General features: G+C 72.2%; 23 protein-coding genes. 13 read left to right on the top strand and 10 right to left on the bottom strand.

The features are described 5' to 3' along the window. Nucleotides 1–93: 93 nt before the first annotated feature. Nucleotides 94–1,515, bottom strand: a complete 1,422-nt coding sequence (locus ACIRD7_RS24955) for a zf-HC2 domain-containing protein (RefSeq protein WP_403456912.1) — start codon at nt 1,513–1,515, stop codon at nt 94–96. Beyond that, the gene (locus ACIRD7_RS24960; RefSeq protein WP_403456914.1) at nt 1,512–2,096 is read right to left on the bottom strand and encodes a sigma-70 family RNA polymerase sigma factor; all 585 of its coding nucleotides are present in this window, start codon (nt 2,094–2,096) and stop codon (nt 1,512–1,514) included. The genes ACIRD7_RS24955 and ACIRD7_RS24960 overlap by 4 nt, the downstream gene beginning before the upstream one ends. Before the next feature lie 358 nt (nt 2,097–2,454). Here ACIRD7_RS24960 and ACIRD7_RS24965 point away from each other — a divergent pair, with 358 nt between their 5' ends. Next, nucleotides 2,455–2,835 (top strand): STAS domain-containing protein, encoded by a 381-nt coding sequence (locus tag ACIRD7_RS24965; protein WP_403457498.1) that lies wholly within the window; start codon nt 2,455–2,457, stop codon nt 2,833–2,835. A gap of 159 nt (nt 2,836–2,994) precedes the next feature. After that, on the top strand, nt 2,995–3,507 hold the full coding sequence (locus ACIRD7_RS24970) for an EF-hand domain-containing protein (protein WP_403456916.1): 513 nt from the start codon (nt 2,995–2,997) through the stop codon (nt 3,505–3,507). A 3-nt stretch (nt 3,508–3,510) separates the two neighbouring features. Here ACIRD7_RS24970 and ACIRD7_RS24975 read toward each other — a convergent pair whose 3' ends face one another. Continuing rightward, a complete protein-coding gene (locus ACIRD7_RS24975) occupies nt 3,511–5,019 on the bottom strand; it encodes a class I adenylate-forming enzyme family protein (protein WP_403456919.1) in 1,509 nt (502 codons plus the stop codon). Between the two features lie 125 nt (nt 5,020–5,144). Between ACIRD7_RS24975 and ACIRD7_RS24980 the strand changes: the two genes are divergently transcribed. The 3 genes from ACIRD7_RS24980 (at nt 5,145) to ACIRD7_RS24990 (ending at nt 8,127) form a co-directional block, all read left to right on the top strand. Continuing rightward, a complete protein-coding gene (locus ACIRD7_RS24980) occupies nt 5,145–6,278 on the top strand; it encodes an acyl-CoA dehydrogenase family protein (RefSeq protein WP_403456922.1) in 1,134 nt (377 codons plus the stop codon). A gap of 3 nt (nt 6,279–6,281) precedes the next feature. Continuing rightward, entirely contained in the window at nt 6,282–7,157 is an 876-nt protein-coding gene (locus ACIRD7_RS24985) for an acyl-CoA dehydrogenase family protein (RefSeq protein ID WP_403456924.1), read from the top strand. A gap of 508 nt (nt 7,158–7,665) precedes the next feature. Then, the gene (locus tag ACIRD7_RS24990; protein WP_403457500.1) at nt 7,666–8,127 is read left to right on the top strand and encodes an ATP-binding protein; all 462 of its coding nucleotides are present in this window, start codon (nt 7,666–7,668) and stop codon (nt 8,125–8,127) included. 446 nt (nt 8,128–8,573) lie between these two features. Here the strand turns inward: ACIRD7_RS24990 and ACIRD7_RS24995 are convergent, their stop codons facing one another. After that, the gene (locus tag ACIRD7_RS24995; protein WP_403456927.1) at nt 8,574–9,500 is read right to left on the bottom strand and encodes a cyclase family protein; all 927 of its coding nucleotides are present in this window, start codon (nt 9,498–9,500) and stop codon (nt 8,574–8,576) included. Between the two features lie 96 nt (nt 9,501–9,596). Between ACIRD7_RS24995 and ACIRD7_RS25000 the strand changes: the two genes are divergently transcribed. From ACIRD7_RS25000 to ACIRD7_RS25010, 3 genes are all read left to right on the top strand, one after another. After that, nucleotides 9,597–10,508 carry an SDR family oxidoreductase gene (locus ACIRD7_RS25000; protein WP_403456928.1) on the top strand — a complete coding sequence of 304 codons (912 nt, stop codon included), beginning with the start codon at nt 9,597–9,599 and terminating at the stop codon, nt 10,506–10,508. 130 nt (nt 10,509–10,638) lie between these two features. Next, entirely contained in the window at nt 10,639–11,790 is a 1,152-nt protein-coding gene (locus ACIRD7_RS25005; RefSeq protein WP_403456931.1) for an acyl-CoA dehydrogenase family protein, read from the top strand. Beyond that, on the top strand, nt 11,790–12,839 hold the full coding sequence (locus tag ACIRD7_RS25010; protein ID WP_403456932.1) for a Zn-dependent alcohol dehydrogenase: 1,050 nt from the start codon (nt 11,790–11,792) through the stop codon (nt 12,837–12,839). The genes ACIRD7_RS25005 and ACIRD7_RS25010 overlap by 1 nt, the downstream gene beginning before the upstream one ends. A 46-nt stretch (nt 12,840–12,885) precedes the next feature. On the opposite strand, the gene ACIRD7_RS25015 is transcribed toward ACIRD7_RS25010, so the two are convergent. Next, the gene (locus ACIRD7_RS25015) at nt 12,886–13,923 is read right to left on the bottom strand and encodes a GlxA family transcriptional regulator (RefSeq protein WP_403456934.1); all 1,038 of its coding nucleotides are present in this window, start codon (nt 13,921–13,923) and stop codon (nt 12,886–12,888) included. A 71-nt stretch (nt 13,924–13,994) separates the two neighbouring features. Between ACIRD7_RS25015 and ACIRD7_RS25020 the strand changes: the two genes are divergently transcribed. Further along, nucleotides 13,995–15,299, top strand: a complete 1,305-nt coding sequence (locus ACIRD7_RS25020; protein ID WP_403456936.1) for an MFS transporter — start codon at nt 13,995–13,997, stop codon at nt 15,297–15,299. Between the two features lie 77 nt (nt 15,300–15,376). Here ACIRD7_RS25020 and ACIRD7_RS25025 read toward each other — a convergent pair whose 3' ends face one another. The 4 genes from ACIRD7_RS25025 to ACIRD7_RS25040 all read right to left on the bottom strand — a co-directional run bounded on the left by ACIRD7_RS25025 (nt 15,377) and on the right by ACIRD7_RS25040 (nt 20,951). Continuing rightward, nucleotides 15,377–15,970: a flavin reductase family protein gene (locus ACIRD7_RS25025; protein ID WP_403456938.1), complete on the bottom strand. Its 594-nt coding sequence runs from the start codon at nt 15,968–15,970 to the stop codon at nt 15,377–15,379. Between the two features lie 144 nt (nt 15,971–16,114). Beyond that, complete coding sequence (locus tag ACIRD7_RS25030; protein ID WP_403456940.1) at nt 16,115–16,936, bottom strand: enoyl-CoA hydratase/isomerase family protein; 822 nt, start codon at nt 16,934–16,936, stop codon at nt 16,115–16,117. 151 nt (nt 16,937–17,087) lie between these two features. Continuing rightward, a complete protein-coding gene (locus tag ACIRD7_RS25035) occupies nt 17,088–19,313 on the bottom strand; it encodes an acetate--CoA ligase family protein (RefSeq protein ID WP_403456942.1) in 2,226 nt (741 codons plus the stop codon). A 129-nt stretch (nt 19,314–19,442) separates the two neighbouring features. After that, nucleotides 19,443–20,951: a flavin monoamine oxidase family protein gene (locus tag ACIRD7_RS25040; RefSeq protein ID WP_403456944.1), complete on the bottom strand. Its 1,509-nt coding sequence runs from the start codon at nt 20,949–20,951 to the stop codon at nt 19,443–19,445. Nucleotides 20,952–21,248: 297 nt separating this feature from the next. Between ACIRD7_RS25040 and ACIRD7_RS25045 the strand changes: the two genes are divergently transcribed. Then, nucleotides 21,249–21,434 carry a hypothetical protein gene (locus ACIRD7_RS25045; RefSeq protein ID WP_403456946.1) on the top strand — a complete coding sequence of 62 codons (186 nt, stop codon included), beginning with the start codon at nt 21,249–21,251 and terminating at the stop codon, nt 21,432–21,434. Nucleotides 21,435–21,497: 63 nt separating this feature from the next. Here ACIRD7_RS25045 and ACIRD7_RS25050 read toward each other — a convergent pair whose 3' ends face one another. Then, nucleotides 21,498–22,688, bottom strand: a complete 1,191-nt coding sequence (locus ACIRD7_RS25050) for a flavin-containing monooxygenase (protein WP_403456948.1) — start codon at nt 22,686–22,688, stop codon at nt 21,498–21,500. A 486-nt stretch (nt 22,689–23,174) separates the two neighbouring features. Here ACIRD7_RS25050 and ACIRD7_RS25055 point away from each other — a divergent pair, with 486 nt between their 5' ends. The 3 genes from ACIRD7_RS25055 to ACIRD7_RS25065 are packed head-to-tail and all read left to right on the top strand — an operon-like array spanning nt 23,175 to nt 24,682. Next, nucleotides 23,175–23,621, top strand: coding sequence for a DoxX family protein (locus ACIRD7_RS25055; RefSeq protein ID WP_403456950.1), 447 nt, complete (start codon nt 23,175–23,177; stop codon nt 23,619–23,621). Next, nucleotides 23,621–24,046, top strand: a complete 426-nt coding sequence (locus ACIRD7_RS25060) for a Zn-ribbon domain-containing OB-fold protein (protein ID WP_403456952.1) — start codon at nt 23,621–23,623, stop codon at nt 24,044–24,046. The genes ACIRD7_RS25055 and ACIRD7_RS25060 overlap by 1 nt, the downstream gene beginning before the upstream one ends. A 24-nt stretch (nt 24,047–24,070) precedes the next feature. Next, complete coding sequence (locus tag ACIRD7_RS25065) at nt 24,071–24,682, top strand: GNAT family N-acetyltransferase (RefSeq protein ID WP_403456955.1); 612 nt, start codon at nt 24,071–24,073, stop codon at nt 24,680–24,682. Nucleotides 24,683–24,716: the final 34 nt, after the last annotated feature.

Raw genomic sequence — 24,716 nt, forward strand, 5'->3', positions numbered from 1 at the left:
AGGCACGTCCACCGCACGCCCTCAAGGGGCGCGGGGAACTGCGCGACAAGCCCCCACGCACCCGCAGCCGCCCCGCGAAAGAGCGACCCGCCCCTACATCCGGCTCAAACTCGCCGCCGCGAACAGCACGTCCCTGATCGCCGTACGGTCACCGACCTGCCCCGCCGCGGCCTCCTCCGGCGACACATGCCCGGCCGCCAGCCGGCAGAACTCCGCACCGTCCAGCGCCACATGGGCCACCTCGTGCTCGGCGGAACCGACCGCCGCCGGGGAGTCCAGCGGGATCAGCCACTGCCCGCCTCCCGACCCCTCGATCTCCAGCCGCAGGCTCCGGCCGGGCTCGCCGGCCGGCACGAGATGGCGGTGCGCGCCGGGAGGCGGCGGCGCCGCCAGTCCCGCCCGGCGCCGGGCCGAGAGCACCGTCGGCAGCATCCGGGCCGCCAGGTCGACCATGTGGTGCAGATCGCTGCCGGACGGGGCGTCGTAGGGGTAGTCCACCGCCTCCGCGATGTCCTCGGCGTGCACCCAGCACTCGAAGGCGCGGTCCAGCATCGCGTCGCGCAGCGGCAGCTCGAAGTCGCCGTAGGGGACGGACAGGTTGCCCGTGCCGCCGCCCGCGAAGGACGCCGTGCGGACCAGGTCGTGGGTCTGCTCCCGCCAGGGCGCCCGGACGGCGCGCGTCGGCGGGTAGTGCGAGGCCCGCCAGTACGCCTCGGTGCGCCCGGAGGGGGTCGGCCGGTCCACGGCCACCTCGCCCATCGGGTCGGCGAGGCCCAGCGCGACGGCGACCAGCCCGTCGACCGTCAGCAGATGCGCGATGACCCCGGCGACGGTCGTACGACGGCTCGTCGGCTCGTCGCCCCGGAACCACCGCAGCCGCACGGGCGCGTGCCACTCGGCGTCCCCGAAGTCCTGCAGCAGGGCGTCGAGCCGGGCCGTCTCGGCGTCGTACGGCGTCGCCCAGGCGGGCACGGGGATGCGTGGCGGGCGGCGTTCCAGGCAGCCCCGCAGCACGTGGGCGCGCAGCGCGGGGTCGAGGTCGAGGCTCTCGGCGGGGTGCAGCAGGCCGACGGCCTCGCGCAGCAGCCGCGCCTCGTCCGCGCAGGAGCCGCAGTCACCGAGGTGCGCCTCGACGGCCGCCGTCTCCTCCGCCGAGCAGGCGGCCAGCGCCCACGCGCCGAGGAGGGACTTCAGCACGCGGTGCTCCAGGGCGAGCGGCGCCGGGGCCACCGCCGGCGGGTCCGGCAGGGGGCGCCCGGTGTCCTCGACGGAGGCGCGCGGCAGGGGTATGCGGGGCGGCTGGTCCGGGCCCTTCGGGGTGGGGCGCCGGTCGTCGCCGTCGCCGTCGCCGCCGTTCGTGCCGTCGGTGCCTCGGGTGGTGTCCGCGGGACCGTGCTCCTCCCCGTTTCCGTGCTGCTCGTCGTTTCCGTGCCGCTCGTCGTCGTGGGAGGGGCCGTCGTACGGTGTCCGCCCCTCGTGTTCGTCGTACGCCTCGAAACGCCCGGCCTCGTTCACGCCGCACCTCCGTATCCCGGCGGTGCCCCCGGGGAGGCTCCGGCGTCATGGGCCGTGGCCAGCAGTTGCAGGCCCAGGCGCAGTCGGCGGCGGGCCTCGTCCTCGGTGACGCCGAGGTCGGCCGCGGTCTGGCGGTAGTCACGGCGCTGGAAGTACGCCAGCTCCAGGGCGGCCCGCAGCGGTACGGGCATGGACTGGACGATGTAGTCGGCGCGGGCGGCGACCGAGGCGTGCCGCACCTTGTGCTCCAGTTCCTCCCTGGAGCCGTCGCCGGCCTGGGCGAGGGCGGCGGTCTCGGTGGCGCGCAGCCGCTGCACGGCGAGGCGGTGGGTCAGCGTGGCGACCCAGGTGCGCAGCGGGCCCTGCTTGGGGTCGTAGCTGTCCGGGTGCTCCCAGACGTGCGCGAAGACGTCGCGCGTGATGTGGTCCGCGGCCCGCTCGTCGCCCAGCACGGTGTGTGCGAGGCCGTGCACGAGCGAGGCGAACCGGTCGTAGAGCTCGCCGAGCGCGGCCGCCTCGCCGCGCGCGAGCCGCTGCTGCATCTTGCGGTCCCAGCGGGGCGGTGCGTCCTTCTTCGCCATCAGGCCCCCCTCACCGGTCCGTCCCGGTCCAGCGTGCGTCTGCCGTCTCCCCGAATGTAGTCGGCACGCCCGACAGCGCACGCCCCTTTGTCGCAATGTGCGCCCCTTGCAGAGCCATGGCTGGTGACGCACCTCCCGCTCGTGATAGGGGGCCGGCGGCAGTCATGACGGCGGCTTCGCATCCGCTCGGCTACCCGGCCCTCTCCTGATCAGACACGATCGAACAGGATCGAATGCGATGGAAACAAGCCTTTTCTGATCGGTGACCGTTTTTTGGAGGGTGTTTCAGGGAACAGCCGCTGGGCAGCCGCGCTGCAAGGAAGCGTAGGTGTCGCTTCCGTTTCAGCGAGCGAGGGGCATGGTGGTGACGTTCAAAGTGACCGGCGGCGAGCGGGGCGACTGGGCCGTGCTCCAGGTATCGGGCGAGCTGGATCTGGTGACCTCGCCGGGTCTGCGTCAGCACATCCATGACGTGGTGGCCGAGGGGCGGCACAGCCTTGTCCTCGATCTCTCCGAGGTGTTGTTCTGTGACTCCAGCGGCGTCGGCGTGCTGATCGCCGCCCGCCGCCTGATCCGCTCCTGCCAGGGCAGCCTGCGGCTGATACTCCCGGCGCAGGGCGCGGCGGAGGGGTCGCACGTCAACCGGGTCCTGGGGGCGCTGGGGGTGCGCAGGCTGTTCGACGTCCATCCCGACGTGGCGTCGGCGGTCAGGGACGAGGCCGGCCCGCTGTCCGCGTGAGCCGCCCGCGTACGCCGGCGGTGGCCGCTCTGCCACATCGTTGTCCCAAAATTCCCCCGGTCTTGGCACAACCGCCGCTTTCCCGCGCCCCGACGGCCCCGCCCGTCGTACGCTCCGTGGCAGATGCACCCCAGATGACGTTAGGCGGCCCGATTAGACATGGTCAGCAGCGAGTACGAGCACAGGATCGCGGCCCGGTTCGCCACCTTCGACCAGGACGGCAACGGCTACATCGACCGGGAGGACTTCAGCGCGGCGGCCAAGGCGGTCCTCGCGGAGTTCGGCACCGCGGCCCGCTCCGACAAGGGCCAGGCCCTCTACATCGGCGCCGAGGCGTTCTGGCAGGGCATGGCCGGGATCGCGGACCGCGACGGCGACCAGCGCATCACCCGCGAGGAGTTCGTGAACGGCGCGGTCAAGCGGCTGCGTGACAACCCCGACCGGTTCGCCGAGATCGCCCGCCCCTTCCTGCACGCCGCCCTCGCCGTGGCCGACCCCGACGGCGACGGGGCCGCCACCGTCACCGACACCGCGCGTGTGCTGGTCTGTCTCGGGGTGCGGCAGGACATCGCCGAGGCGGCCGCCGGCACGCTCGACACGAACAGCGACGGCAAGGTGTCGGAGGGTGAGATCGTCACCGCGTTCGCCCGCTACTTCACCGTCCCCGAGTGACCTCTACGCCGTCCCCGAGAAGCGCTCCCTGAGCTTGTACTTGAGTACCTTGCGCAGGGTCTCGTTGCGCGGAAGGGCGTCCACCACCTCCAGCTGCTCCGGCAGCTTGTGCGTCGACAGCCCTTCCCCGCGCAGATACGACGTCAGCGCCTCCAGCGTCGGCCGCTCGGCGCCGGCCGGCTGCTCCACCACCGCGCAGACCCGCTCCCCGCGCTCCGGATCCGGGAGCCCGATGACCGCCACGTCCCCGACCGCCGGGTGCCGGTGCAGCAGGTCCTCGATCTCCTTCGCCGAGATGTTCTCGCCCTTGCGGATGATGACGTCCTTCAGGCGGCCGGTCAGCACCAGATGGCCACTGCCGGTCAGCCGCCCGAGGTCCCCGGTGCGCAGGAACCCCTCCTCGTCGAAGGCCGCCGCCGTCTGCGCCGGGTCCAGATAGCCCCGGCACACCGCCTCCCCGCGCAGCCGCACCTCCCCGTCCACGATCCGTATCTCCATGCCCCGCGGCGGCCGCCCCTCCGTCGTCGCCAGGTTCTCCGCCGTGTCGTCCGGCGCCCCCATAGTGATCATCGGCACCTCGGTCATGCCGTATCCGTGCGTCAGCTGCACCCCCATCTCGCGCACCACCGCGTGATACACCTCCGGCGGTTTCGGCGCCCCGCCGCCCGCCAGCAGCCGCAGCGAGGGGACGGCCTTCTCGCCGGCCGGCAGCTTGCGCTGCTCGGCCAGGAACATCGAGTAGAACGCCGTCGAGCCGCCCGCGATCGTCACGCCGTGCCTGCGGTACCCGGCCAGCGCGTCCGGCAGCGCGAACTGCTCGAACAGCACCGCGGGGAAGCCGTACAGCAGCACCATCACCATGTAGTCGGGGCCGCCTATGTGGGCGTACGGGAAGGCGATGGAGCCCACGTCGGTGGACGTCGGGCGCAGGGCGTGGGCCAGGCAGGAGCCGCCCGCGAGCAGTGAGCGGTCGGTGTGCAGCACCCCCTTGGGGTCCGAGGTCGTCCCCGAGGTCCAGTAGATCCAGCGCACCGAGGTGCCCTCGGCGGGCGGCGGGGGCAGGACGGCGGGATCGCCGTCGGGCAGGCGGTCGTACGCCTCGAAGATCCCCTTCGCGCCCAGGCGCCGGGCCATCTCCGTGTGGTCGAAGCCCCGCCACTCGCCCGGCACCGCGAAGAACTCCGCCTTCGACTCCCGCAGCGCGAAGCCGACTTCGCGGTCCCGGTAGAAGGGGATGACCGGCGACTGCACGGCGCCGAGGCGGGCCAGCGCGAAGGACAGCACGGCCGTCTCGATCCGGGTGGGCAGCTGCCAGGCGACGACCGTGCCGGGGCGTACGCCCAGGTCGTACAGGCCGGCCGCGACGCGCTCGGCACGCGCGCGCAGCTCGCCGAACGACAGGGAGCGTTCGTCCTGGAGGAGGACCGGGCGGTCCGGGGTGAGTTCGGCGCGGCGGACGAGCAGGTCCCACAGGGTGCGGGAGGAGCTCAGGGCGTGCGCGGTGTCGTTCACGGCATCCCCCTCAGGCTGACGGTGTGTCAGATCATGCGGAGAGCGTAGGACTCGGCGCCTTGTCGGTCCAGGGGTGCGGGGTTAGCCTGCGCACTGAATCTGACGGATCGTCAGGCAGGTGATGGATGGACCTCACGTACACGCCCGAGGAGGAGGACTTCCGGGCGCGGCTGCGGCGGTGGCTGGCCGGGGCGCTGTCCACACTGGGGCCGAAGCCGTCCCCGGACGACTGGCCGGGCCGGCGCGCCTACGACCTCGGCTGGCAGCGGATGCTCCACGACGCCGGGTACGCCGATGTGCACTGGGACGCCTCCCCGACCACGCGGCTGATCTTCCTGGAGGAGACCGAGAGGGCGGGCGCCCCCTATGTGGGCGCGAACTTCGTCGGGCTGCTGCACGCGGGGCCCACGATCGCGGCCGAGGGGACCGCCGAGCAGCGGGCGCGCTGGCTGCCGCCGATCCTGCGCGGGGACGAGGTCTGGTGCCAGGGCTTCAGCGAACCGGACGCCGGGTCCGACCTCGCGGCGCTGCGCACGCGCGCGCGCAGGGACGGCGACGACTATGTGGTGAGCGGGTCCAAGATCTGGACCTCGCACGCCGAAGTGGCCGACTGGTGCGAGCTGTTGGTGCGCACCGATCCCGGCGCCCCCAAGCACCGCGGCATCACCTGGCTGGCCATGCCCATGTCCCTGCCCGGCATCACCGTACGGCCGCTGCGCACCCTGGCCGGATCGGCCGAGTTCGCCGAGGTGTTCCTCGACGAGGTGCGGATACCGGTCGCCAACCGGGTCGGGGACGAGAACGACGGCTGGCGCGTGACGATGGTGACCCTGTCCTTCGAACGCGGCACGGCCTTCGTGGGCGAGGTGGTGGCCTGCCGGCGCGTCCTGCGCGAACTGGCCGCCGAGGCGCGCGGGAACGGCCGCTGGGACGACCCGGCGCTCCGGCGGAGGCTGGGCCGGCTGAACGCGGAGTTCCGGGCGCTGTGGCGGCTGACCCAGTGGAACGTGAGCGAGGCGGAGGCCACCGGCGGCGTCCCCGGTGTCGGGGGTTCGGTTTTCAAACTGAGGTATTCGCACGCCCGTCAGGAGCTCTACGACACCGCCGCCGACGTCCTCGGCCCGGCCGCGCTGGACCTCGACCGCCCGTGGATGCTCGACCGGCTGTCGTCGCTGTCGTACACCATCGCCGCCGGCACCTCGCAGATCCAGCGGAACATCGTGGGCGAGCGGATTCTCGGGCTGCCGAAGGGGCGGTGACGGATGCGTTTCCAACTGAGCGAGGACCAGCGGGCGTTGCGCGACGGCGTGCGCGCGCTGCTGGCGCGGCGCTTCGGCGCGGAGGCGCTGCGGGCCGCCGTCGACAAGCCGGGCCGCCTGGACCGGGCGCTGTGGCGGGAGCTCGGTGCGGCCGGGTTCTTCGCGCTGCGCGTGCCCGAAGCGCGCGGCGGTGTCGGACTCGGGCTGCCCGAGGCGGTGTTGGTCTTCGAGGAGGCGGGCCGGGTCCTGCTGCCCGGACCGCTGGTGGCCACCCATCTCGCGGCGGACACGGTCCCGGGGGCGGCCACCGGGGAGGCGGTCGTGACGTCCGCGGGGAACGGCCTGGTGGAGTGGCTGGCCGAGGCGGACGTCGTCCAGGGCGACGCGGCGGGGGCCGTGCCGCTGAGGTCGGTCGACCCGCTCACGCCCCTGCACCGGGTGCCGGTGGTCTCCCGGGTCGCTCCGGTCGCCGTCCTGCTCACCGCGGCCGAACAACTGGGCAGTGCCACGCGCGTGTGCGAACTCGCCGCGCAACACGCCCGGACCCGTGAGCAGTTCGGGCAGCCGATCGGAGCCTTCCAGGCGGTGAAGCACCTGTGCGCGCAGATGCTGGTGCGGACGGAGACGGCCCGCGCCGCCGTCTACGCGGCGGCCGTCACGGGCGAAGGCGCCGACATCCACACCGCCCGGCTGCTCGCCGACGAGGCCGCCCTGCGCGGGGCTCGCGACTGTCTCCAGGTGCACGGCGGCATGGGATTCACCTGGGAGTTCGAGCTCCACCTGCACCTGAAGCGCGCCTGGGTGCGGACGTATCGTGCCGGGCCGACTACGGAAAGTGAGGAAAGTCTGGCCGCCGAACTTCTCGCACACCCGACCTAAACGGCCCTGGTCTGCGGTGCCGCCGTCGACGTCCGCGCGGATGTCGCGGATTGTGGCATACCGGAATTACGGAGCGTTGATATCGGGTTGTGTCCTACGTGTGACTCGTCACGGCCTGGAGTCGGACGTTCGCTCCGGTACCTTGTGTGAGATGCGAGTGGTTCCGAGCACGAGCCATGCCGGAGTTGCCTTTGGGGCGGCGCCGGATCCGACGGTGCGCGCCGTTGCTCGCAAGGCGGGAGGGCGGTCTGTCCCCGCCTGTTCGACTCCCCGCGACAAGCGTCGCACAGTATGCCGCACGGGTACTCCTTCACGCTGGAATATGCCCGAAGCGCTTGTTGGGGTGACTGTACGTCAACCATGCTGTCAGCTAAGGGATTCACGTTCCGTGACCCTGGCTCCGGCCATTGATCTGGCCATGAAGAGAATGGCTAGGATCGTGGCCCTCGTGAGGCGCGGGGCTTTGTGTCCGCCGGTTCGGATGGTGTGAGCGGTGCAGGTGCTTCAAGTGCAGCTGGAGATCCGGCCCGACCCCGCTGAGGTGGGGCGAGCCCGGCGGTGGGCCCGATCGCGGCTCGCCGGGTCCGGGATAGGTGCCGATGAACCGCTCGCCGAGACGCTGATCCTGCTCGTCTCCGAACTGGTCACCAACGCCGTGGTGCACACCGGCTGTCCGGCCGTGCTGCGGCTGTCCCTGCCGGGATCGGTCCAGGGTGCCGCCACCGTTCGCCTCGAGGTGGCCGACCGCAGCGGCCGCGCGCCCGTGCCCCGCTGCGCCGACGGTGACGCCACGGGTGGCCGCGGCCTCGCCCTCGTCGACGGACTCGCGGACCGCTGGGGCTGGTGCTCGGAGGGTGCCGGCAAGCGGATCTGGTGCGAACTGGACCGGGGCGCACAGGCGCAGGGTGCTACCGCCGCCTACGGGAGCGGGTCGTCGGCGTACGAAGGGCTCGCGTACGAGGCGGTGTGACGGGCGCACGGCGCTGCGATGGCGCCGGGTTCGGTGCACGGTTGCAGAAAGCGCTGTCTCGTCAGCTCGGGTGAGGATCGGTGCGCCCGGGTGTGCTTCTGTGCGCGGCTCCAGTAATTCGGGCGTAAGTAACAAATCCCCGAGTGGGTGTTGACGCCGCGTGTCCACCTGATCACGCTTGTGGTCAGCGATTCGCCGTGAGGGGACGACGAGGACTTCGGTGACGGGAGCCCTTGCCGAGCGTGGGTCGTGATCGGCGTCGGTCTCTCCAGGGGCCAGGAGAGGTCGATGGGGGTCCCCCGCTCGAGCGAAGTCGCGGGTGGGGGAGGGTACGCCGAGTTGGATGGCGGCGCGCGGCGTCGCGCTCGGGCTGGATGGGGCACCTCCCCGTTGGCGCGGCGCCGGGAGCTGGGGGAGCCGCGCCGCCAGCCGACCTCTCCGAGACGTCAGAGCACGGCGACGGGTGCGACCGGAGTCCCCGTGCCGCCGACGAAGGGCTCGGGCATCGCCGACAGCAGGAACGCGTAACGGCCCTCTTCTCCACAGGCTGTGGACAACTCTTCGAGATTCCAGTTCTGCCCCTGGAGCATCCCCATCTCCACCAGGTCGAGCGCGTGCACGGGCAGCCACAAATCCTCTGTCTCGGGCGGAAATATCTCAAACGTGAGGGTGTCGTTCGCGACGGCCGCCACATCACGCGCGTGGAACCACTCCGGCGTACGGATCGACAGACCGGGCGAGGGATAGCCGTACGCGTGCTTGTCGCCGGCGAGATACACCTGGATCTGCCCCGTCCGTACGAGCACGACGTCCCCGGCGCGCACGCGCGTGCCCGCCAGTTCCTCGGCCGCCTCCAGGTCCTCCGGGGTGACCGCGTGTCCGCCGTCGAGCCGCGCGACACCACGCGCGCGGGCCACGTCCAGCAGCACGCCGCGCGAGACGATGTGCCGCGCCTTGTCGATGCCGCTGAACTCGGCGCCGCCGTGCGGGGTGATCGTGTCGGCGGGACGGCCGTTGTAGAGCCGGCCCGAGTGCGAGACATGGGTGAGCGCGTCCCAGTGGGTGGCCGCCTGGAGGCCCATCGTCACGGCGTCGTCGCTGCACGCGACCGTCCCCGGGCCGAAGAGCTCCTGGTTGATCTGCACCATCGCGTGCAGGGGGTTGACCCGCCCGGGGATCATCCCGGTCTGCACTCCGTCCTGCTGGAGCGGCAGGGCGAGCGGGACGCGACGGCCGGTGCGCACGCAGGCCGCCGCCTCGCGGACGACCTCGTCGGTGATCAGGTTCAGGGTGCCGATCTCGTCGTCGGCGCCCCAACGGCCCCAGTTGTTGACGCGCTTGGCGATTTCGTGGAACGCGGCCGGCAGTGACATGAGTCCTCCCCGGGGGCTTGTCTCCGCGTATCTGACGGGTCGTAGAATCAAATCGAATCTAACGGACCGTCAGAAACTGCGGGAAGGGGCCGGAGCGTGGGGAACTTCTTGGCAGGCAAGGTCGTCGCCGTGACCGGCGCGGGACGGGGCATCGGACGGGCGGTGGCGCTGGCCGCCGCGGCCGAGGGCGCGCGCGTGGTCGTCAACGACTACGGGGTCTCCATGGACGGCGTCTCGCCCACGAGCGAGGTCGCCGAGGCCGTGGTCAAGGAGATCGAGGCGGCGGGCGGCGAAGCGGTCGCCGTGGCCGACGACGTCTCCACGATGGCCGGCGGACAGCGGATCGTGGACACGGCGCTGGCGTCGTACGGACGGCTCGACGGGGTCGTCTGCGTCGCCGGGATCCTGCGCGAGCGGATGCTGTTCAACATGACCGAGGAGGAGTGGGACCCGGTGGTCGCCACCCACCTGAAGGGGACGTTCACCGTGTTCCGCGCCGCGTCCGCGGTGATGCGGAAGCAGCGGTCGGGGACCTTGATCGGGTTCACCAGCGGCAACCACCAGGGATCCGTCTCGCAGGCCAACTACAGCGCGGCCAAGGGCGGGATCATCTCCCTGGTGCGGAGCGCCGCGCTCGGCCTGAACAAGTACGGGGTGACCGCGAACGCCGTCGCGCCGGTGGCCCGTACCCGGATGTCGGCCAACGTGCCCATGGAGCTGGCGGAGATCGGGGAGCCGGAGGACGTGGCGGCCCTGGTGGTGTATCTGCTGTCGGACGCGGCCCGGGAGCACGGGGTCACCGGGCAGGTGTACACCGTCGCCGGGCCGAAGATCGCGGTGTGGGCGCAGCCGCGGGAGCTGCGCTCCGCCTATGCCGACGGTTCCTGGACGCCCGAACGGATCGCGGAGGTGCTGCCCGGGTCCGTAGGGGTGGACCCGATGCCGATGCTGGCTCGGGTGGCGGCGATGGAGAAGGCCGCGCGGGACGGGAGCCGACCGAACGCCTAATGGTTCGGGGGTGCTCGGGGTCGGCGGCCGCGGGTTGTCCGTGGTCGGTCGCGCCTACGCGGCGGAGCCGCAAATCGACACAGCCCCGCGCCCCCGGGTGGGACATCCGACCGTCGCTTGGGAGGTTGCCGTGGACTTTGAATTCGCCGCCGAGGACGAGACGTTCCGTGCGGACGCGCGGGCGTGGCTCTCCGAGCATGCCGAAAGCGCGCAGGATCGCCGCACCTGGGAGCGCACCCTCGGGAAAGCCGGGTGGATCGGGCTCGGGTGGGGGGAGGGTGGGTTCGGGAACCGGGTCGCCACGCTCACCCAGCAGGTCGTGTGGGCCGAGGAGTACGCCCGGTCGGGTGCGCCCGCGCGGTCCGGGCACATCGGGGAGAAACTGCTCGCGCCGACGCTGCTCGCACACGGGAGCGAGGAGCAGAAGGCCCGCTTCCTTCCCCCGATCGCCGTCGGCGAGGAACTGTGGTGCCAGGGGTACAGCGAGCCCGGGGCGGGTTCGGACCTCGCCGGGGTCCGTACGAAGGCCGAGCGGGCCTCGGACGGGACGTACCGCGTGACCGGACAGAAGATCTGGACCTCGCTCGCCCATGAGGCCGACTGGTGCTTCGTGCTGGCGCGCACCGAGCCGGACTCCCGCCGCCACCACGGCCTGAGCTTTCTGCTCGTCCCCATGGACCAGCCGGGCCGCATCGAGGTCCGGCCGATCCGGCAGATGACCGGCACCAGCGACTTCAACGAGGTCTTCTTCGACGGTGCGCACGCGCGCGCGGAGCACGTCGTCGGCGGTGCGGGCGCGGGGTGGCGGGTCGCGATGAGCCTGCTCGGGTTCGAGCGGGGCGTCTCCACCCTCGCCCAGCAGGTTGGATTCGCAAAGGAGTTGGAAGAGGTCGTGGCGTCGGCCGTGCGGTCCGGCGCCGTCGATGATCCCGTCGTCCGGGAGCTGCTGGAGCGGCAGTGGGCCGAGCTGCGGGTGATGCGGTGGAACGCGCTGCGGACGCTGGGCAGTTCGGGCGATGCGGGGGCGCCCAGTGTGGCCAAGCTGCTGTGGGCCGGCTGGCATCAGCGGCTCGGCGAGCTGGCGATGCGGGTACGCGGCGCCGGGGCGAGCGTGGGGCCGCGGGAGTGGACGCCGTCCGCGCCGTACGAACTCGACACCTTCCAGCATCTCTTCCTGTTCTCCCGGGCCGACACGATCTACGGGGGCTCGGACCAGGTTCAGCGCACGATCATCGCCGAGCGGGTGCTCGGCCTGCCCAGGGAGCCCAAGGGAGTCGTCTGATGCGCGGTGTGATGTACGACGGCAAGCGGGTCGAGGTCGTGGACGATCTTGAGGTGCGGGATCCGGGGCCGGGTGAGGTGCTGGTGGCGATCTCGGCGGCCGGGTTGTGCCACAGCGATCTGTCCGTGGTGGACGGGACCATACCTTTCCCGGTTCCTGTGGTGCTGGGCCATGAGGGCGCCGGGGTGGTGGAGGCGGTCGGTGTGGGCGTCACCCATGTCGAACCCGGGGACCATGTGGCTCTGTCCACGCTCGCCAACTGTGGTGTGTGCCCCGAATGCGACCGGGGGCGGCCCACTATGTGCCGGCAGGCCATAGGGCGGCCGGGGCGGCCGTTCAGGCGCGGTGAGCAGGACGTGTTCCAGTTCGCGTCCAACTCCGCCTTCGCCGAGCGGACCGTGGTGAAGGCCGTGCAGGCGGTCCGGATCCCCAAGGACATTCCGCTGCCGTCGGCCGCGTTGATCGGCTGCGGGGTGCTGACGGGAGTGGGTGCCGTGCTGAACCGGGCGCGGGTCGACCGCGGGGACCGGGTGGTGGTGATCGGCTCCGGCGGGATCGGGCTCAACGTCATCCAGGGGGCCCGGATCGCGGGCGCGCTGCGGATCGTGGCGGTGGACGCCAACCCCGCGAAGGAGGCGGTGGCACGGCAGTTCGGGGCGACGGACTTCCTGACGTCGGTGGAGGGCGTGCGCGAGCTGCTGCCGACGGGAGCCGACCACGCCTTCGAGTGCGTGGGGCGCGTCGAGCTGATCCGTGCGGCCGTGGACCTGCTCGACCGCCACGGGCAGGCCGTCCTGCTCGGGGTGCCGGCCGCCAAGGCCGAGGCGTCGTTCCTTGTGTCGTCCATGTACCTGGACAAGTCGATCCTGGGATGCCGGTACGGGTCGTCCCGCCCGCAGCGGGACATCGCGCTGTACGCGGAGCTTTACCGGGCGGGGCGGTTGCTGCTGGACGAGCTGGTGACGCAGACGTATCCGGTGGAGGAGTTCGAGAGAGCGGCGGCGGACGCGGAGGCGGGCAAAGTGGCGCGGGGGGTGCTCACGTTCTGAGGCGGGCGGGTTGGGCGGCCGTGGGGCCAGGCCCCGGCGTGGTGCCTCACACGCGGCTGGGGACCTCCTGGCCGGCCCTGCCGCCGGCCCGGAAGGTGCGCCGGTAGCTGGTGGGCGTCACTCCAAGTGCCGCCTGCAGGTGCTGCCGCATGGACTGGGCCGTGCCGAAACCCGCGTCCCTCGCCACCTGGTCGACCGAGAGGTCGGTGGACTCCAGGAGGTGGCGGGCGCGTTCGACGCGCTGCTGGGTGAGCCACTGGCCGGGGCTGATGCCGACCTCCTCGCGGAAGCGGCGGGTGAAGGTGCGCACCGACATGGCCTCCTGGTCCGCCATGTCGCGCAGTTGGATCGGCTCGTGGAGGCGCCCGAGGGCCCAGGCGCGGGCCGTGGTCGTGGACGACTGCTGCGGATCGGGGACCGGGCGGTGGATGTACTGCGCCTGGCCGCCGTCCCGGTGCGGTGGTACGACCGTGCGGCGGGCCACCTCGTTGGCGACCGCCGTGCCGTGGTCGCGGCGCACCATGTGCAGGCACAGGTCGATCCCGGCCGCGACCCCGGCCGACGTCAGGAGGTCGCCGTCGTCGATGAACAGCACGTCCGCGTCGACCTTGATCTTCGGGAAGAGCCGCTGGAAGCGGTCGGCGTCGGACCAGTGCGTGGTCGCCGGACGCCCGTCGAGCCAGCCGGCCGCGGCCAGGACGTAGACACCGGTGCAGATCGAGGCCACCCGGGTGCCGGGACGGATGTGGCCGAGCGCGGCGGTCAGCTCCTCGGTCAGCACGCCCTCGTCGAAGACCGGGCCGAGTTCGTAGGACGCCGGGACGATGACGGTGTCGGCGGTGGCCAGGGTCTCGGGGCCGTGCGTGACCTGGATGGCGAAGTCGGCGTCGGTCTGGACCGGGCCGGGCGGCCGGACCGAGCAGGTGACGACCTCGTACAGATGCCGCCCCAGCGCGTCCTTGGGGCGGCCGAAGATGCGGTGCGGGATGCCCAGCTCGAAGGGGAGGAGGCCGTCGAGGGCGAGGACGACCACGCGGTGCGGACGGAAGTCGGACGGTGGACGACGCTCTGGATCCCCGCTCATGGCTCGATCCTAACGAATGCTGTCCTTCGGGCCAATGGATCCGGGACGGCGCAGGCCCGAAGCTCTTTGTCGTGACGCAGACAACCCCCGCCACCGAGGCCACGTCCCCGACGAGGCCGGGCCGCCCCCGTATTCACCGCGCCTGGTTCGTCGCCGCCGTGGCCTTCGTGACGATCCTCGGCGCGGCCGCCTTCCGCTCCCTGCCGGGCCTGCTGATCGACCCGCTGAACGCGCAGTTCGGCTGGTCGCGCGGCACGATCGGCGCCGCCGTCTCCATCAACCTCGCGCTGTACGGCCTCACCGCCCCCTTCGCCGCCGCGCTGATGGACCGCTTCGGCATCCGCAGGGTCGTCGCGGCGGCCCTGACCCTGATCGCGGTCGGCTCGGGTCTGACGTACTGGATGACGGCGGCCTGGCAACTGCTGCTGTGCTGGGGCCTGCTGGTGGGACTCGGCACCGGTTCGATGGCGCTGGCCTTCGCCGCCACCGTCACCAACCGGTGGTTCACCGAGCGGCGCGGTCTGGTCACCGGCATCCTCACCGCCGCCTCGGCCTCCGGCCAGCTGATCTTCCTGCCGCTGCTCTCCTGGATGGTCGAGGAGCACACCTGGCGGCCGGCCGTCGTCACGGTCGCCCTCACGGCGCTCGCGGTCGTCCCCTTCGTCTGGCTGCTGCTGCGCGACCACCCGGCCGACGTGGGCCTGGCGCCGTACGGCTCGAAGGAGTTCGTGCCGAAGCCGCCGCCCGCGCAGGGCGCCGCCCGCCGGGCCGTGACCGTGCTCTTCTCGGCGGCCCGCACCGGCCCCTTCTGGCTGCTGGCCGGCACGTTCGCGATCTGCGGTGCCTCCACCAACGGCCTCATCCAGACCCACTTCGTGCCCGCCGCCCACGACCACGGCATGCCCATCACGGCGGCTGCCTCGCTGCTCGCGGTCATCGGCGTCTTCGACGTCGTCGGCACGATCTTCTCCGGCTGGCTCACCGACCGCTTCGAGCCGCGTCGCCTGCTCGCGGTCTACTACGCACTGCGCGGCGTCTCGCTCCTCTTCCTGCCGATGCTGCTCGCGCCGAGCGTCCACCCGCCGATGCTGTTCTTCATCGTCTTCTACGGCCTGGACTGGGTCGCCACCGTCCCGCCCACCGTCGCCCTGTGCCGTGAGCAGTACGGCGACGACAGCGCGATCGTCTTCGGCTGGGTCCTCGCCTCCCACCAGGTCGGCGCCGCACTGGTGGCCTTCCTCGGCGGAGTCGCCCGGGACGTCTTCGGCACGTACGACATGGTCTGGTACGCGTCCGGGGCGCTGTGCGCGGTGGCGGCGCTGATGGCGCTGGTGATCCGGCGGCGGACGGCGCCTGTGGGGGCGTTCGCGGCCTAGCGCGGGACTGCGCAGGGAGGACGGAGGACGGGAGGGCGGGACGCGGGCGGGGGCGCGGACGGAGACGCGGACGGGACCTAGAGGAACCGCCCCTTGTGGAACAGCAGCGGCGCCTCGTCCCCGTCGCTCGCGCCCAGCGCGTCCACCCGGCCTACGACGATGAGGTGGTCGCCGCCCGTGTGCACCGCGTGGATCGTGCAGTCGATCCACGCGAGCGTGCCCGCGAGGCGCGGGGAGCCCGAGACGGGGGCCGCGTCGTACGTCACGCCGGCGAACTTGTCCGCGCCGCTCACGGCGAAGGCGCGGCACAACTCGCCCTGGCCGGAGCTCAGGACGTTCACGCAGAAGACGCCCGCGCGGGCGATGCGCGGCCACGTCGTCGACGTACGGCCGACCATGAAGGCGACCAGGGGCGGGTCGAGGGAGAGCGAGGAGAAGGACTGGCAGGCGAAGCCGGCCTGTGGGTCGTCGGCACCGGTCGCCGGTGCCGTGACAACGACCACTCCCGTGGCGAAGTTCCCCAGCACCCGGCGGAACTCGGCCTGCGGGATCGGCGCCCGCTCGTCCTCGCGGACGCAGCGCAGTTCAGGGCGCGGGAGGGCTGCTACGGGCGGCGCGTCGGCCGACCTCAGGTATCGGACAGCGGCGGCCGCCATCCCTGCGTGTCCCATCACGTCACCCATTGAAACTGACGGCCTGTCAGATGGGAAGGGGTGTGCTCTTCCTCCCGCCCCTTCCTCCTGCCCCTTCCCCCTGTCCGTCCTCCTGCCCCTTCCATCTGTCCTTCCTCCTGTCCTCCCTGTGGGCCTTCCTGCTCACCGGCCCTTGAACTCGGCGCTTCTGCGCTCCACGAAGCTCGCCACGCCTTCCCCTGCGTCCGCCGTCGTCATGTTGATCTCCTGCGCGGCCGCCTCCGCCGCGAAGGCGGTGGCGCGGTCGGAGTCGAGGGAGGCGTTCACGAGCTGCTTGGTGAGGGCGAGCGCGCGGGTCGGGCCGGCGGCGAGGCGTTCGGCCCAGGCGCGGGCGGTCTTGTCCAACTCGCCGTCCGCGACGACCCGGTTGACCAGGCCCAGCCGCTCCGCGTCGGTCGCGCCGAGCGCGTCGCCGAAGAACATCAGCTCCTTGGCGCGCTGCGGGCCGACGAGGCGGGGGAGGAGGTAGGCGCCGCCGCCGTCGGGGACGAGACCGCGTCGTGCGAACACCTCGATGAAGCGCGCGGACTCCGCGGCCAGGACGAGGTCGCAGGCGAACGCCAGCTGCGCGCCGAGGCCGGCGGCCGTGCCGTTGACGGCGGCGATCACGGGCTTCTCGCAGTCCAGCACGGCCGCGATCAGCCGCTGGGCGCCGAGGCGGAGGGTGCGGGCGACGTCCCCGGCGACGCGCTCCGCGCCGGACGCCTGCCCTCGCAGGTCCGCGCCCGCGCAGAAACCGCGGCCGGTGCCCGTGATCACGACGGCCCGCACGTCGGGGTCCGCGGAGGCGTCGGCGAGCAGCTGGATGATGCGTTCGCGCTGGTCAGGGGTGAGGGCGTTGAGGGTCTCGGGGCGGTTGAGGGTGATGCGGCGGACCTGGTTGTCAGTGGCGTGCTGTACCAATGAATCGACGGAATTTCCGGGTGCACGGGGGGAATTGGGCATGTTCATCTCATCACCGGCATTCAGGGTGGGGTCGTCGCTGTCCGGGGCGGTGTCGTCGGGATTCGGGGCGGCGTCGTCGGGTTTCGGGGTGGCGTCGTCGGGTTTCGAGGCGGATGCGTCAGGCTCCGGGGCAGCGGCGTCGGCCGCCGTGTCACCGGCACACCACCAACGCGTCCAGCGCCACCGCGCCCTGCCCCCTGGGCAGCACCATCAGCGGGTTGATGTCGAGCTCGGCGAGCTCGTCCCCGAGTTCCAGCACCATGCGCTGCACCCGCAGGACGACCTCCACCAGTGCGTCGAGGTCCGCCGGGGGCCGCCCCCTGACCCCGTCGAGGAGGGCCCGCCCGCGCAGCTCGGCGCACATGTCCCGCGCCTGCTCCTCACCGAAGGGCGGCACGCGTACGGCGGTGTCGTTCAGCACCTCGACCAGCACCCCGCCGAGCCCGACCGTGACCGTCGGTCCGAACAGCTCGTCCCGCCCGGCGCCCACGACCATCTCGACGCCCCGCTCGACCATCTGGCAGACCAGGACGCCGTCCAGGGAGACGCCCTCGTAGCGGGCGATGTCGGTCAGCTCGCGGTAGGCGTCGCGGACCTGGCTGGCGGACGTCAGCCCGATCTTGACCAGCCCGAGCTCCGTCTTGTGCGCGATCCGGGCGCCGGACGCCTTCATGACGACGGGGTAGCCCACCAGTCCGGCCGCCCGTACGGCCGCCGCGGCGCTGGTCACCAACTGCTCGCGCGGGACACGGATGCCGTAGGCCCGCAGCAGCTGCTTCGCCGCGTGCTCGCTCAGCTGCTGTCCCGGGCGCATCAGTGCCTGCGCCTTGCGGTAGGAGGGCGAGGGCGTGCGCGGCGCCTCGTCGAAGGGGGAGCGGTAGCCGCTGACGAAGCGGTGGTGATCCAGGTAGGCGCGGACGGCGGTGATGCAGTTGGCGACCGTGCGGAAGGTGGCCACCCGCGAGGAGCCGAGCAGGACTTCGCGGTACGCCGGCTCGGTGCCGACCGGCGACCCCCACACGACGCACACCAGCTTGTCGGTCCGCTCGGCGGCGTCCACCAGGTCCCGTACGAGCCGGTCGCTCAGGGGCGGGAAGGGGCCGGTGATCGGACAGATCAGCACCCCGACCGAGGGGTCGTCGAGGATGGCGTCGATGATCTTCCGGCCGCGGTGGTCGCCCACCGGGTGCCCGCCGTTGTCGACCGGGTTGGCCACGCTCAGGTACTCGGGTATCCACTGGTGCAGTTCGGCCTGCTTGGCCTCCGACAGGGCCGGCAGCCGCAGTCCCGCCTCGGTGGCCAGGTCCGCGAAGTGCGCGCCCGTGCCGCCCGAGATCGAATAGACGACGACGCCCTCGGCGCGGGGCGGCCGTGCGCGGGCCAGCAGGGTGGCGGTGTCCTGGAGTTCGTCCAGGCCGTCGACGCGGAGCACCCCGTACTGCCGCATCGCCGCGTCCACCACCGCATCCGCGCCGGTCAGCTTGCCGGTGTGTGAGGCGGCCGTGCGCGCGCCGGTCTCGGTGCGGCCGACCTTGACGGCGACGACGGGCACCTTGCGACGGGCGGCGCGGTCGGCGGCCAGCAGGAAGGCGCGGCCGTCCTTGAGGCCCTCGACGTAGCAGGCGATGGCGCCGACCTCCGGGCGCTCGGCGAAGTAGGAGATGAAGTCGGCGGTCTCCAGGTCGGCCTCGTTGCCGGTGGGCGCCCAGTGGGAGAGGCGGACGCCGAGTTCCTGGAGGGCGAAGACAGGGCGGCCCTGGTGACCGGACTGGGTGATCAGGGCGATGGCCGGGCCGTCCAGGTCCTCCCGGAACCGTTCGAAGGCGTTGAGGTTGGTGTTAGGGCCGAGCAGCCGCATCCCGGACCGCTCGACGGCGGCGGTGAGGCGCTCCTGGGCCGCGGCGCCCTCCTCGCCGGTCTCCGCGAACCCGGAGGCGAAGACGACGGCGAACTTCGCCTTGGCCTCGGCCAGTTCCTCGATCACCGCGAGGGGGTCGGCGACCAGAGTTACGGCGAGATCGACCTGCTCGGGCAAGTCGGCGACGGAGGGGAGGCAAGGGATGCCGAAGACGGACGGGCGGCTCGGGTGCACCGGGTGGAGCCGGGCGCCGACCCGCTCGGACCAGGCGATCAGCTGGCGGGTGATACCGGTGTTGGGCCGGCCCTCGGTGTCCGAGGCGCCGATCACCGCGACCGACTCCGGCCGGAAGAAGCGGTCCAGATCGGGCACGTCGCCGTAGAGGGGACGGCCGCTGACGTCGAGATCGTCGACCTCGGCGGGCCGGCCGTGGACGGCGGGCCCGGGCTGCTCGCCACAGGCGATGACCCGGGCCCGGCGGGAGTCGGTGGTGAGGGTGCCGTGGGTTGATCCAAGCATCGGTCCGCCCGCTCCTGTGTGACAGCGATTAACTGACGCAGTGTCAGATTAAGCGAACTGACGCCATGTCAGGAACGGTTGTGCACGCAAAGTTGGCCGGAGCCGTACGGGGACGACGCCGCGCGGCGCTCACAGCACCGCCAGCACCTCCTTCGCCACCCGCTCACCCGACCGCACGGCCCCGTCCATGAAGCCCATCCAGTGGGTGGAGGTCTCGGTCCCGGCCCAGTGGATGCCGCCGACCGGCTCGCGCAGGGCGGGTCCGTACTGGGTCAGGACGCCGGGCGCGGCGATGGAGACGGGGCCGCCGCGGGTGAATGCCTCGTTGTTCCAGCGTTGCAGGACGAAGGAGGTGGGGGAGGCCGCTTTCGCGCCGAAGTACGTCGTGTAGTCCTTCAGCACGGCCGCCCTGACCTCCGCCTCGCTCGCCCCGTCGAGCTTGCGGGCCTCGTCGGCCTCGATGAAACCCATCAGTGCGCCGTAGGAGGCGTCGGGCGGGGAGTTGTCGAAGGTGGAGCTGATCACGCCGGTGTCGCTGACGACCTGGCCGTTGAGCCCGTCGGCGCGCCAGAAGGGGGTGTCGTAGACGGCGATCGCCTTGCCGACCGAGGCCATCGGCAGGCGCTGGGTGAGCTGGTCGCGGGCGGCCGGCAGGAGGGGGTCGTAGCTGATCCGCGCGGCAAGGGGCGGGGGTACGGCGACGACGACCTTGCGGGCGTTGACGGTGATGCCGTCGGCCGTGACCACGTACTTCTCGCCGGACTTGGCGATCGTACGCACCGGGGCGCTCAGCACCACGCGGTCGCCGAGCGAGGCGGCGAGTCTGACCGGCACCAGCTGGGAGCCGCCGACGAAGCGCAGTTCCTGGGCGCCGTTCGCGGTCTCGGTGAGGCGTTCCAGGGTGCCGGGGTTGGCCGCGTTGCCGGCGGCGGCGATGTAGAAGAGCACGAACAGGAAGGAGAGTTCGCGGGGTTCGGCCGAGAAGATCGACGTGCACGCCACGTCGAAGAGGAACTTGGCCGACGGGATCACGGCGTTGGCGCGCAGCCAGGTCTCGAAGGTCTGCCGGTCCCATTCGTCGGCCTTGGCGGCGGTCCAGGGCGCGGCGACCGGAATCTGCTTGGCCAGGTCGTCCAGCGTGGCCTGCACGATCGCGGCGTTGGCGAGCCCGGCGGCGTCGATGGGCGGGACCGAGCCGAGGATGCCGTCGGTGGCGTAGGGGGTCTTCTTGCCGTCCTTGAAGAGGAGGTTCTTGCCGGTGTTGTAGGTGGCGAAGGTCCCTACGCCGAGGGAGTCGGCGAGGGCCCTGATGCGGTCCTGGGTGGGGCCGATGAACTCACCACCGCCCTCGGTGACCCCACCGCCCGCCAGGGTCAGGCCGACGACCCGGCCGCCGACCCGGTCCCGGGCCTCCAGCACGGCGACCGACTTGCCGGCGGCGACCAGGTCACGGGCGGCGGTGAGCCCGGCGAGACCGGCGCCGACGACGGCGACGTCGACGTCACGGGGTGCGGCGGCCGAGGCCGTACCGGTGTTGGCGGCGTTCAGGCCGGCGGCGCCGACGGCCGCGGCGGTGCCGCCGAGCAGGGAGCGCCGGGAGATCCGAGAGGTTCGGGGGAGCTGTCTTTCACGTGCCACGTGCGTCCTCCGTCGTAGCGCGAGGGGAGTGGAGCCGGAAAGTTGAACAGGGCTCACATTCTGGCGCCGTGCGGCAGCGGAACGCAGCTCTTCCGCCACAACTGACCCTCAAGTAACCGGAGTCGGGGAGGAGCGGCCGAGGCTCAAGACCGGCTCAACTCACTGGAATCCGCCCGGGCGCCGGTGCATCCTCCTCGACAAGACCGCGTACACCAGACCACGTGCGCAAGACCGCGTACACCAGACCACGTGCGCAAGACCGCCTGCACAAGGCCACGTACACCAGGGGGAACACCGATGGAGAGCCTGCTCGGCCGAGTCGTGACGCGTGTTCGGGACGTCGTTTCCGGACGCCAGGAGGTCAAGGAGTACGGCGACCCGGAGGCCCATCGCCGGGGGCCCCACAACCGCGACGCCGACCTCGCCCACCACTACGTCCCGACGCGGACGAACGCCTCGATGAACTTCCCCACCGGCATGTAGCCGGCGCGCGGCCGGCGGAACCGCCCTCCGCGCCACCCGTGACGATGGGGACTCCCGCGGAGCTCACGGCAGACGGGAAACACTTCCGTCGCCGTTGCGGGCAATGGACTTCGCTATCTTCTGCGCGTCGATCGCCATCTCGCGAAGATTGCCGCTGATGGGATTGGTGTAGCCGGTGAAGTAGATCCCGGGGGCGCCGGCCGGGGTGCGGGCTCCCCGGGTGAGCGGCTTGCCGTGGTCGTCGAGTACGCCGAGGTGGCCGACGAGCTCTTCCAGGGCGCGGACGTATCCGGTGGCGGCGATGACGGCGTCGGGGGAGACGCGGGTGCCGTCCGTAAGGAGGACCTTGTCGTCCTCGAAGCCCTCCACGGCGGCCACGATCTCGATGCGCCCCTTGCGCACGGCGTCGACGAGGCCGACGTCGAGCACGGGGATGGCGCCGTCCTTGACGCGGCTGTAGAGCCCGGTGTCGGGGCGCGGCAGGCCCTGGGCCGACAGGTCCGGCACGCTGAGTTTCGCGACGGGCCGGGCGAGCCGGTCGACGAGCCCGACCGGCAGCCGCCGTACGAGGATACTCGTGAACTGGGCGGCCCACCCGGCGGTGGAGCGACGCACGATGTGCGGCACGGTCCGCACCGCGAGCCGCACCCGGGCGGCTCCGCCCTCGACCAGGTCCACGGCGATCTCGGCGCCCGTGTTGCCGACGCCGACGACGAGGACGTCGCGGCCGGCGTACGGCGCCGGGTTGCGGTACTCGCCGGCGTGCAGGAAGTCGCCGGTGTAGGTGTCCCGGCCCGGCCAGTCCGGGATGCGCGGGGTGTGGTTGTGGCCGGTGGCCACGACGACGGCGGCGCCGGTCAGTTCGCGTCCGCCGGTGGCGCGCAGCAGCCAGCCCGCGCCGCCGGGCGCGGGCTCGACCCGGGACACCTCGACGCCGGTGACGATCTCCAGGTCGTGGTGCTCGGCGTACTTCTCCAGGTACCGCACGACGTCGTCGCGCCCCACCCACCGCCCGAACCGCCGCGGCATCGGCAGCCCCGGCAGCCCGGACAGCCGCCGGGTGGTGTGCAGATGAAGCCGGTCGTAGTGCCGCCGCCAGGAGGCCCCTATCCGGTCCGACTTCTCCAGCACGACGGCACGCAGGCCCAGGGCACGCAGGGCATACGCGACGGAGAGTCCGCCGGGGCCGCCGCCGATGACGTAGACGGGGCGGTCGGTGGCGGGGTGGTCCGTGGGCTGGGGGGTGTCGGCCATGTTCCGGAGCGTAATCACGGTTCCGCTTGATGGGTCTCGGTCAAGACCGGAATTGGTTGCGGATCGATCACGGCTGTAGGAGGTGTGGGTGGGGCCTGTGGCGTAGGTCTCCTGGTTGTGGCGGTGGGGTGGGTGTGGGGCGGATCCGGACATGGCGGGAAGCGGGTCCCGGGGACAGCCGGGTGGTGCGGTGCACGCGGCGGCCGGTCCAACCGCTCAAGGGCGGCCGGGCCGGCTCCAGGCCCTCCGCCCGCGCCGTCGGTGCCGGCGCCGAGGATGCCGTCCTGGCGGTGGTGCAGGGCGGGGTGGCCGCGCCGGTGGCGGGACTCGTATCCCGCGGGTGAGCACCCGAAGACCCCGCGGGTGAGCACCCGAAGACCCCGCGGGTGAGCGCCCGAAGACCCCGCGGGTGAGCGCCCGAACGGTACGACGTCGCCATGCACAGGCGATTGTCAGGCCCCCATTACCTGACGTACCGTCAGATCCATGGACGCGATCTGGCTCACAGGTGCGGAATGGCTGGCCGTGCTCCGGATAGGCCTCGGGCTGTGGTGGCTGGAGAGCTGGCGGCACAAGGACAAGAAGACCTGGTTCGAGGGGGCGGGGATCTCCTGGGCGGCGGACGTGGCGGGCAAGCACCGCTGGAACGCCGTACGGTCCGGCTTCGAGGTCGTCGTGAAGCCCCGGCCGCGCACCATGGCGTACGTCGTGCTGTACGCGGAGCTGGCCCTCGGACTCGGGCTGGTCCTCGGGTTCCTCACCCCGGTCGCCCTCGTCGGCGGGCTGCTGCTCAACGGCCTCTACTTCGTCCTGATGATCCACGACTGGGCCGAGCAGGGGCAGAACTCGATGATGGCGCTGATCTCGGTCGTCGCGCTGTTCGGCATGTCGTGGCAGTCGTGGTCGGTGGACAGCGCGCTGGGGCTGTTCTGATGGGCGGGCGGCGCTCGGAGGCCGGTCAGCGGTACGACATCCCGGAGGCCGACGCCTTCACGCGGACCTACTGGGACGCGGCGGCCGAGGGGCGGCTGCTCGTCCGGCGGTGCCGCGCCTGCGGACGCGCCCACCACTACCCCCGCGAGTTCTGCCCGCACTGCTGGAGCGAGGACGTGACCTGGGAGCCCGCGAGCGGGCGGGCCACCCTCTACACCTGGTCCGTCGTGCACCGCAACGACCTGCCGCCGTTCGGCGAACGGACGCCGTACGTCGCCGCCGTCGTCGATCTCGCCGAGGGGCCCCGCGTGATGACCGAGGTCGTGGAGTGCGCGGACACCGGGCGGCTGCGGGCCGGGATGGAGCTGGAGGTCGCCTTCCGGGAAGGGGTGCCGGTGTTCCGGCCCAAACCGGTGCAGAGTTGATCGTCGGGTGGTTTCAATGGGCCCATGACCCTCGCCGGCGGACCCCACCCCCACTCCCGCCCCCTCCCCGACCTGCGCGGTCACGGTCTGCGCCTGCGTCCGTGGGACGCCGACTCGGACGCCGACCTCGACGCCTGGTTCCGGGGGCGCACGGACCCGGAGTTCCTGCGCTGGAACACCCCGTTGCGGCTCACCACCGACCTCCACAGCGCACGCGACTCCCTGCGCGCCGCCGTCGAGAACACGGCTGACGGCACCTCGATCGCGTACTGCGTCACCGACGCGGCGACCGGAGCGCCCCTCGGGCACCTCGGCGTCAACCTCGTCAACCGGGTCATGCGGTCGGCCCGCGTCGGCTACTGGGTGCTCCCCGAGGCCCGCGGTCGCCGCGTCGCCACCCACGCGCTCGCCCTCGCCACCCGCTGGGCCCTGGCCGAGCCGGACGGTCTCGGGCTGCACCGCCTCGAACTCGACCACGCCGTCGGCCATGACTCCTCCTGCCACATCGCAGAGCGCTGCGGATTCCGCTACGAGGGGACCCTGCGGGGCGCGATGTGGGAGGCGCGGCGGCAGGACGCGTACCGGGACGCGCACCTGCACGCACGGCTGGCGACGGATCCCGACGTCAACGTCTAGACGCGCGAGCACGTGAACCCGGCGCCCGCCAACG

It is taken from the genome of Streptomyces sp. NPDC093568, assembly GCF_044764945.1.
In the GTDB taxonomy this organism is placed as follows: domain Bacteria; phylum Actinomycetota; class Actinomycetes; order Streptomycetales; family Streptomycetaceae; genus Streptomyces.

What these genes read in the sequence shown, in the direction of transcription:
- ACIRD7_RS24960 (WP_403456914.1), bottom strand. Translation starts at nt 2,096, where the DNA reads ATGGCGAAGAAGGACGCACCGCCCCGCTGGGACCGCAAGATGCAGCAG.
- ACIRD7_RS24965 (WP_403457498.1), top strand. Translation starts at nt 2,455, where the DNA reads ATGGTGGTGACGTTCAAAGTGACCGGCGGCGAGCGGGGCGACTGGGCC.
- ACIRD7_RS24970 (WP_403456916.1), top strand. Translation starts at nt 2,995, where the DNA reads ATGGTCAGCAGCGAGTACGAGCACAGGATCGCGGCCCGGTTCGCCACC.
- ACIRD7_RS24980 (WP_403456922.1), top strand. Translation starts at nt 5,145, where the DNA reads ATGGACCTCACGTACACGCCCGAGGAGGAGGACTTCCGGGCGCGGCTG.
- ACIRD7_RS24985 (WP_403456924.1), top strand. Translation starts at nt 6,282, where the DNA reads ATGCGTTTCCAACTGAGCGAGGACCAGCGGGCGTTGCGCGACGGCGTG.
- ACIRD7_RS24995 (WP_403456927.1), bottom strand. Translation starts at nt 9,500, where the DNA reads ATGTCACTGCCGGCCGCGTTCCACGAAATCGCCAAGCGCGTCAACAAC.
- ACIRD7_RS25010 (WP_403456932.1), top strand. Translation starts at nt 11,790, where the DNA reads ATGCGCGGTGTGATGTACGACGGCAAGCGGGTCGAGGTCGTGGACGAT.
- ACIRD7_RS25015 (WP_403456934.1), bottom strand. Translation starts at nt 13,923, where the DNA reads ATGAGCGGGGATCCAGAGCGTCGTCCACCGTCCGACTTCCGTCCGCAC.
- ACIRD7_RS25025 (WP_403456938.1), bottom strand. Translation starts at nt 15,970, where the DNA reads ATGGGACACGCAGGGATGGCGGCCGCCGCTGTCCGATACCTGAGGTCG.
- ACIRD7_RS25030 (WP_403456940.1), bottom strand. Translation starts at nt 16,936, where the DNA reads ATGCCCAATTCCCCCCGTGCACCCGGAAATTCCGTCGATTCATTGGTA.
- ACIRD7_RS25035 (WP_403456942.1), bottom strand. Translation starts at nt 19,313, where the DNA reads ATGCTTGGATCAACCCACGGCACCCTCACCACCGACTCCCGCCGGGCC.
- ACIRD7_RS25045 (WP_403456946.1), top strand. Translation starts at nt 21,249, where the DNA reads ATGGAGAGCCTGCTCGGCCGAGTCGTGACGCGTGTTCGGGACGTCGTT.
- ACIRD7_RS25050 (WP_403456948.1), bottom strand. Translation starts at nt 22,688, where the DNA reads ATGGCCGACACCCCCCAGCCCACGGACCACCCCGCCACCGACCGCCCC.
- ACIRD7_RS25055 (WP_403456950.1), top strand. Translation starts at nt 23,175, where the DNA reads ATGGACGCGATCTGGCTCACAGGTGCGGAATGGCTGGCCGTGCTCCGG.
- ACIRD7_RS25060 (WP_403456952.1), top strand. Translation starts at nt 23,621, where the DNA reads ATGGGCGGGCGGCGCTCGGAGGCCGGTCAGCGGTACGACATCCCGGAG.
- ACIRD7_RS25065 (WP_403456955.1), top strand. Translation starts at nt 24,071, where the DNA reads ATGACCCTCGCCGGCGGACCCCACCCCCACTCCCGCCCCCTCCCCGAC.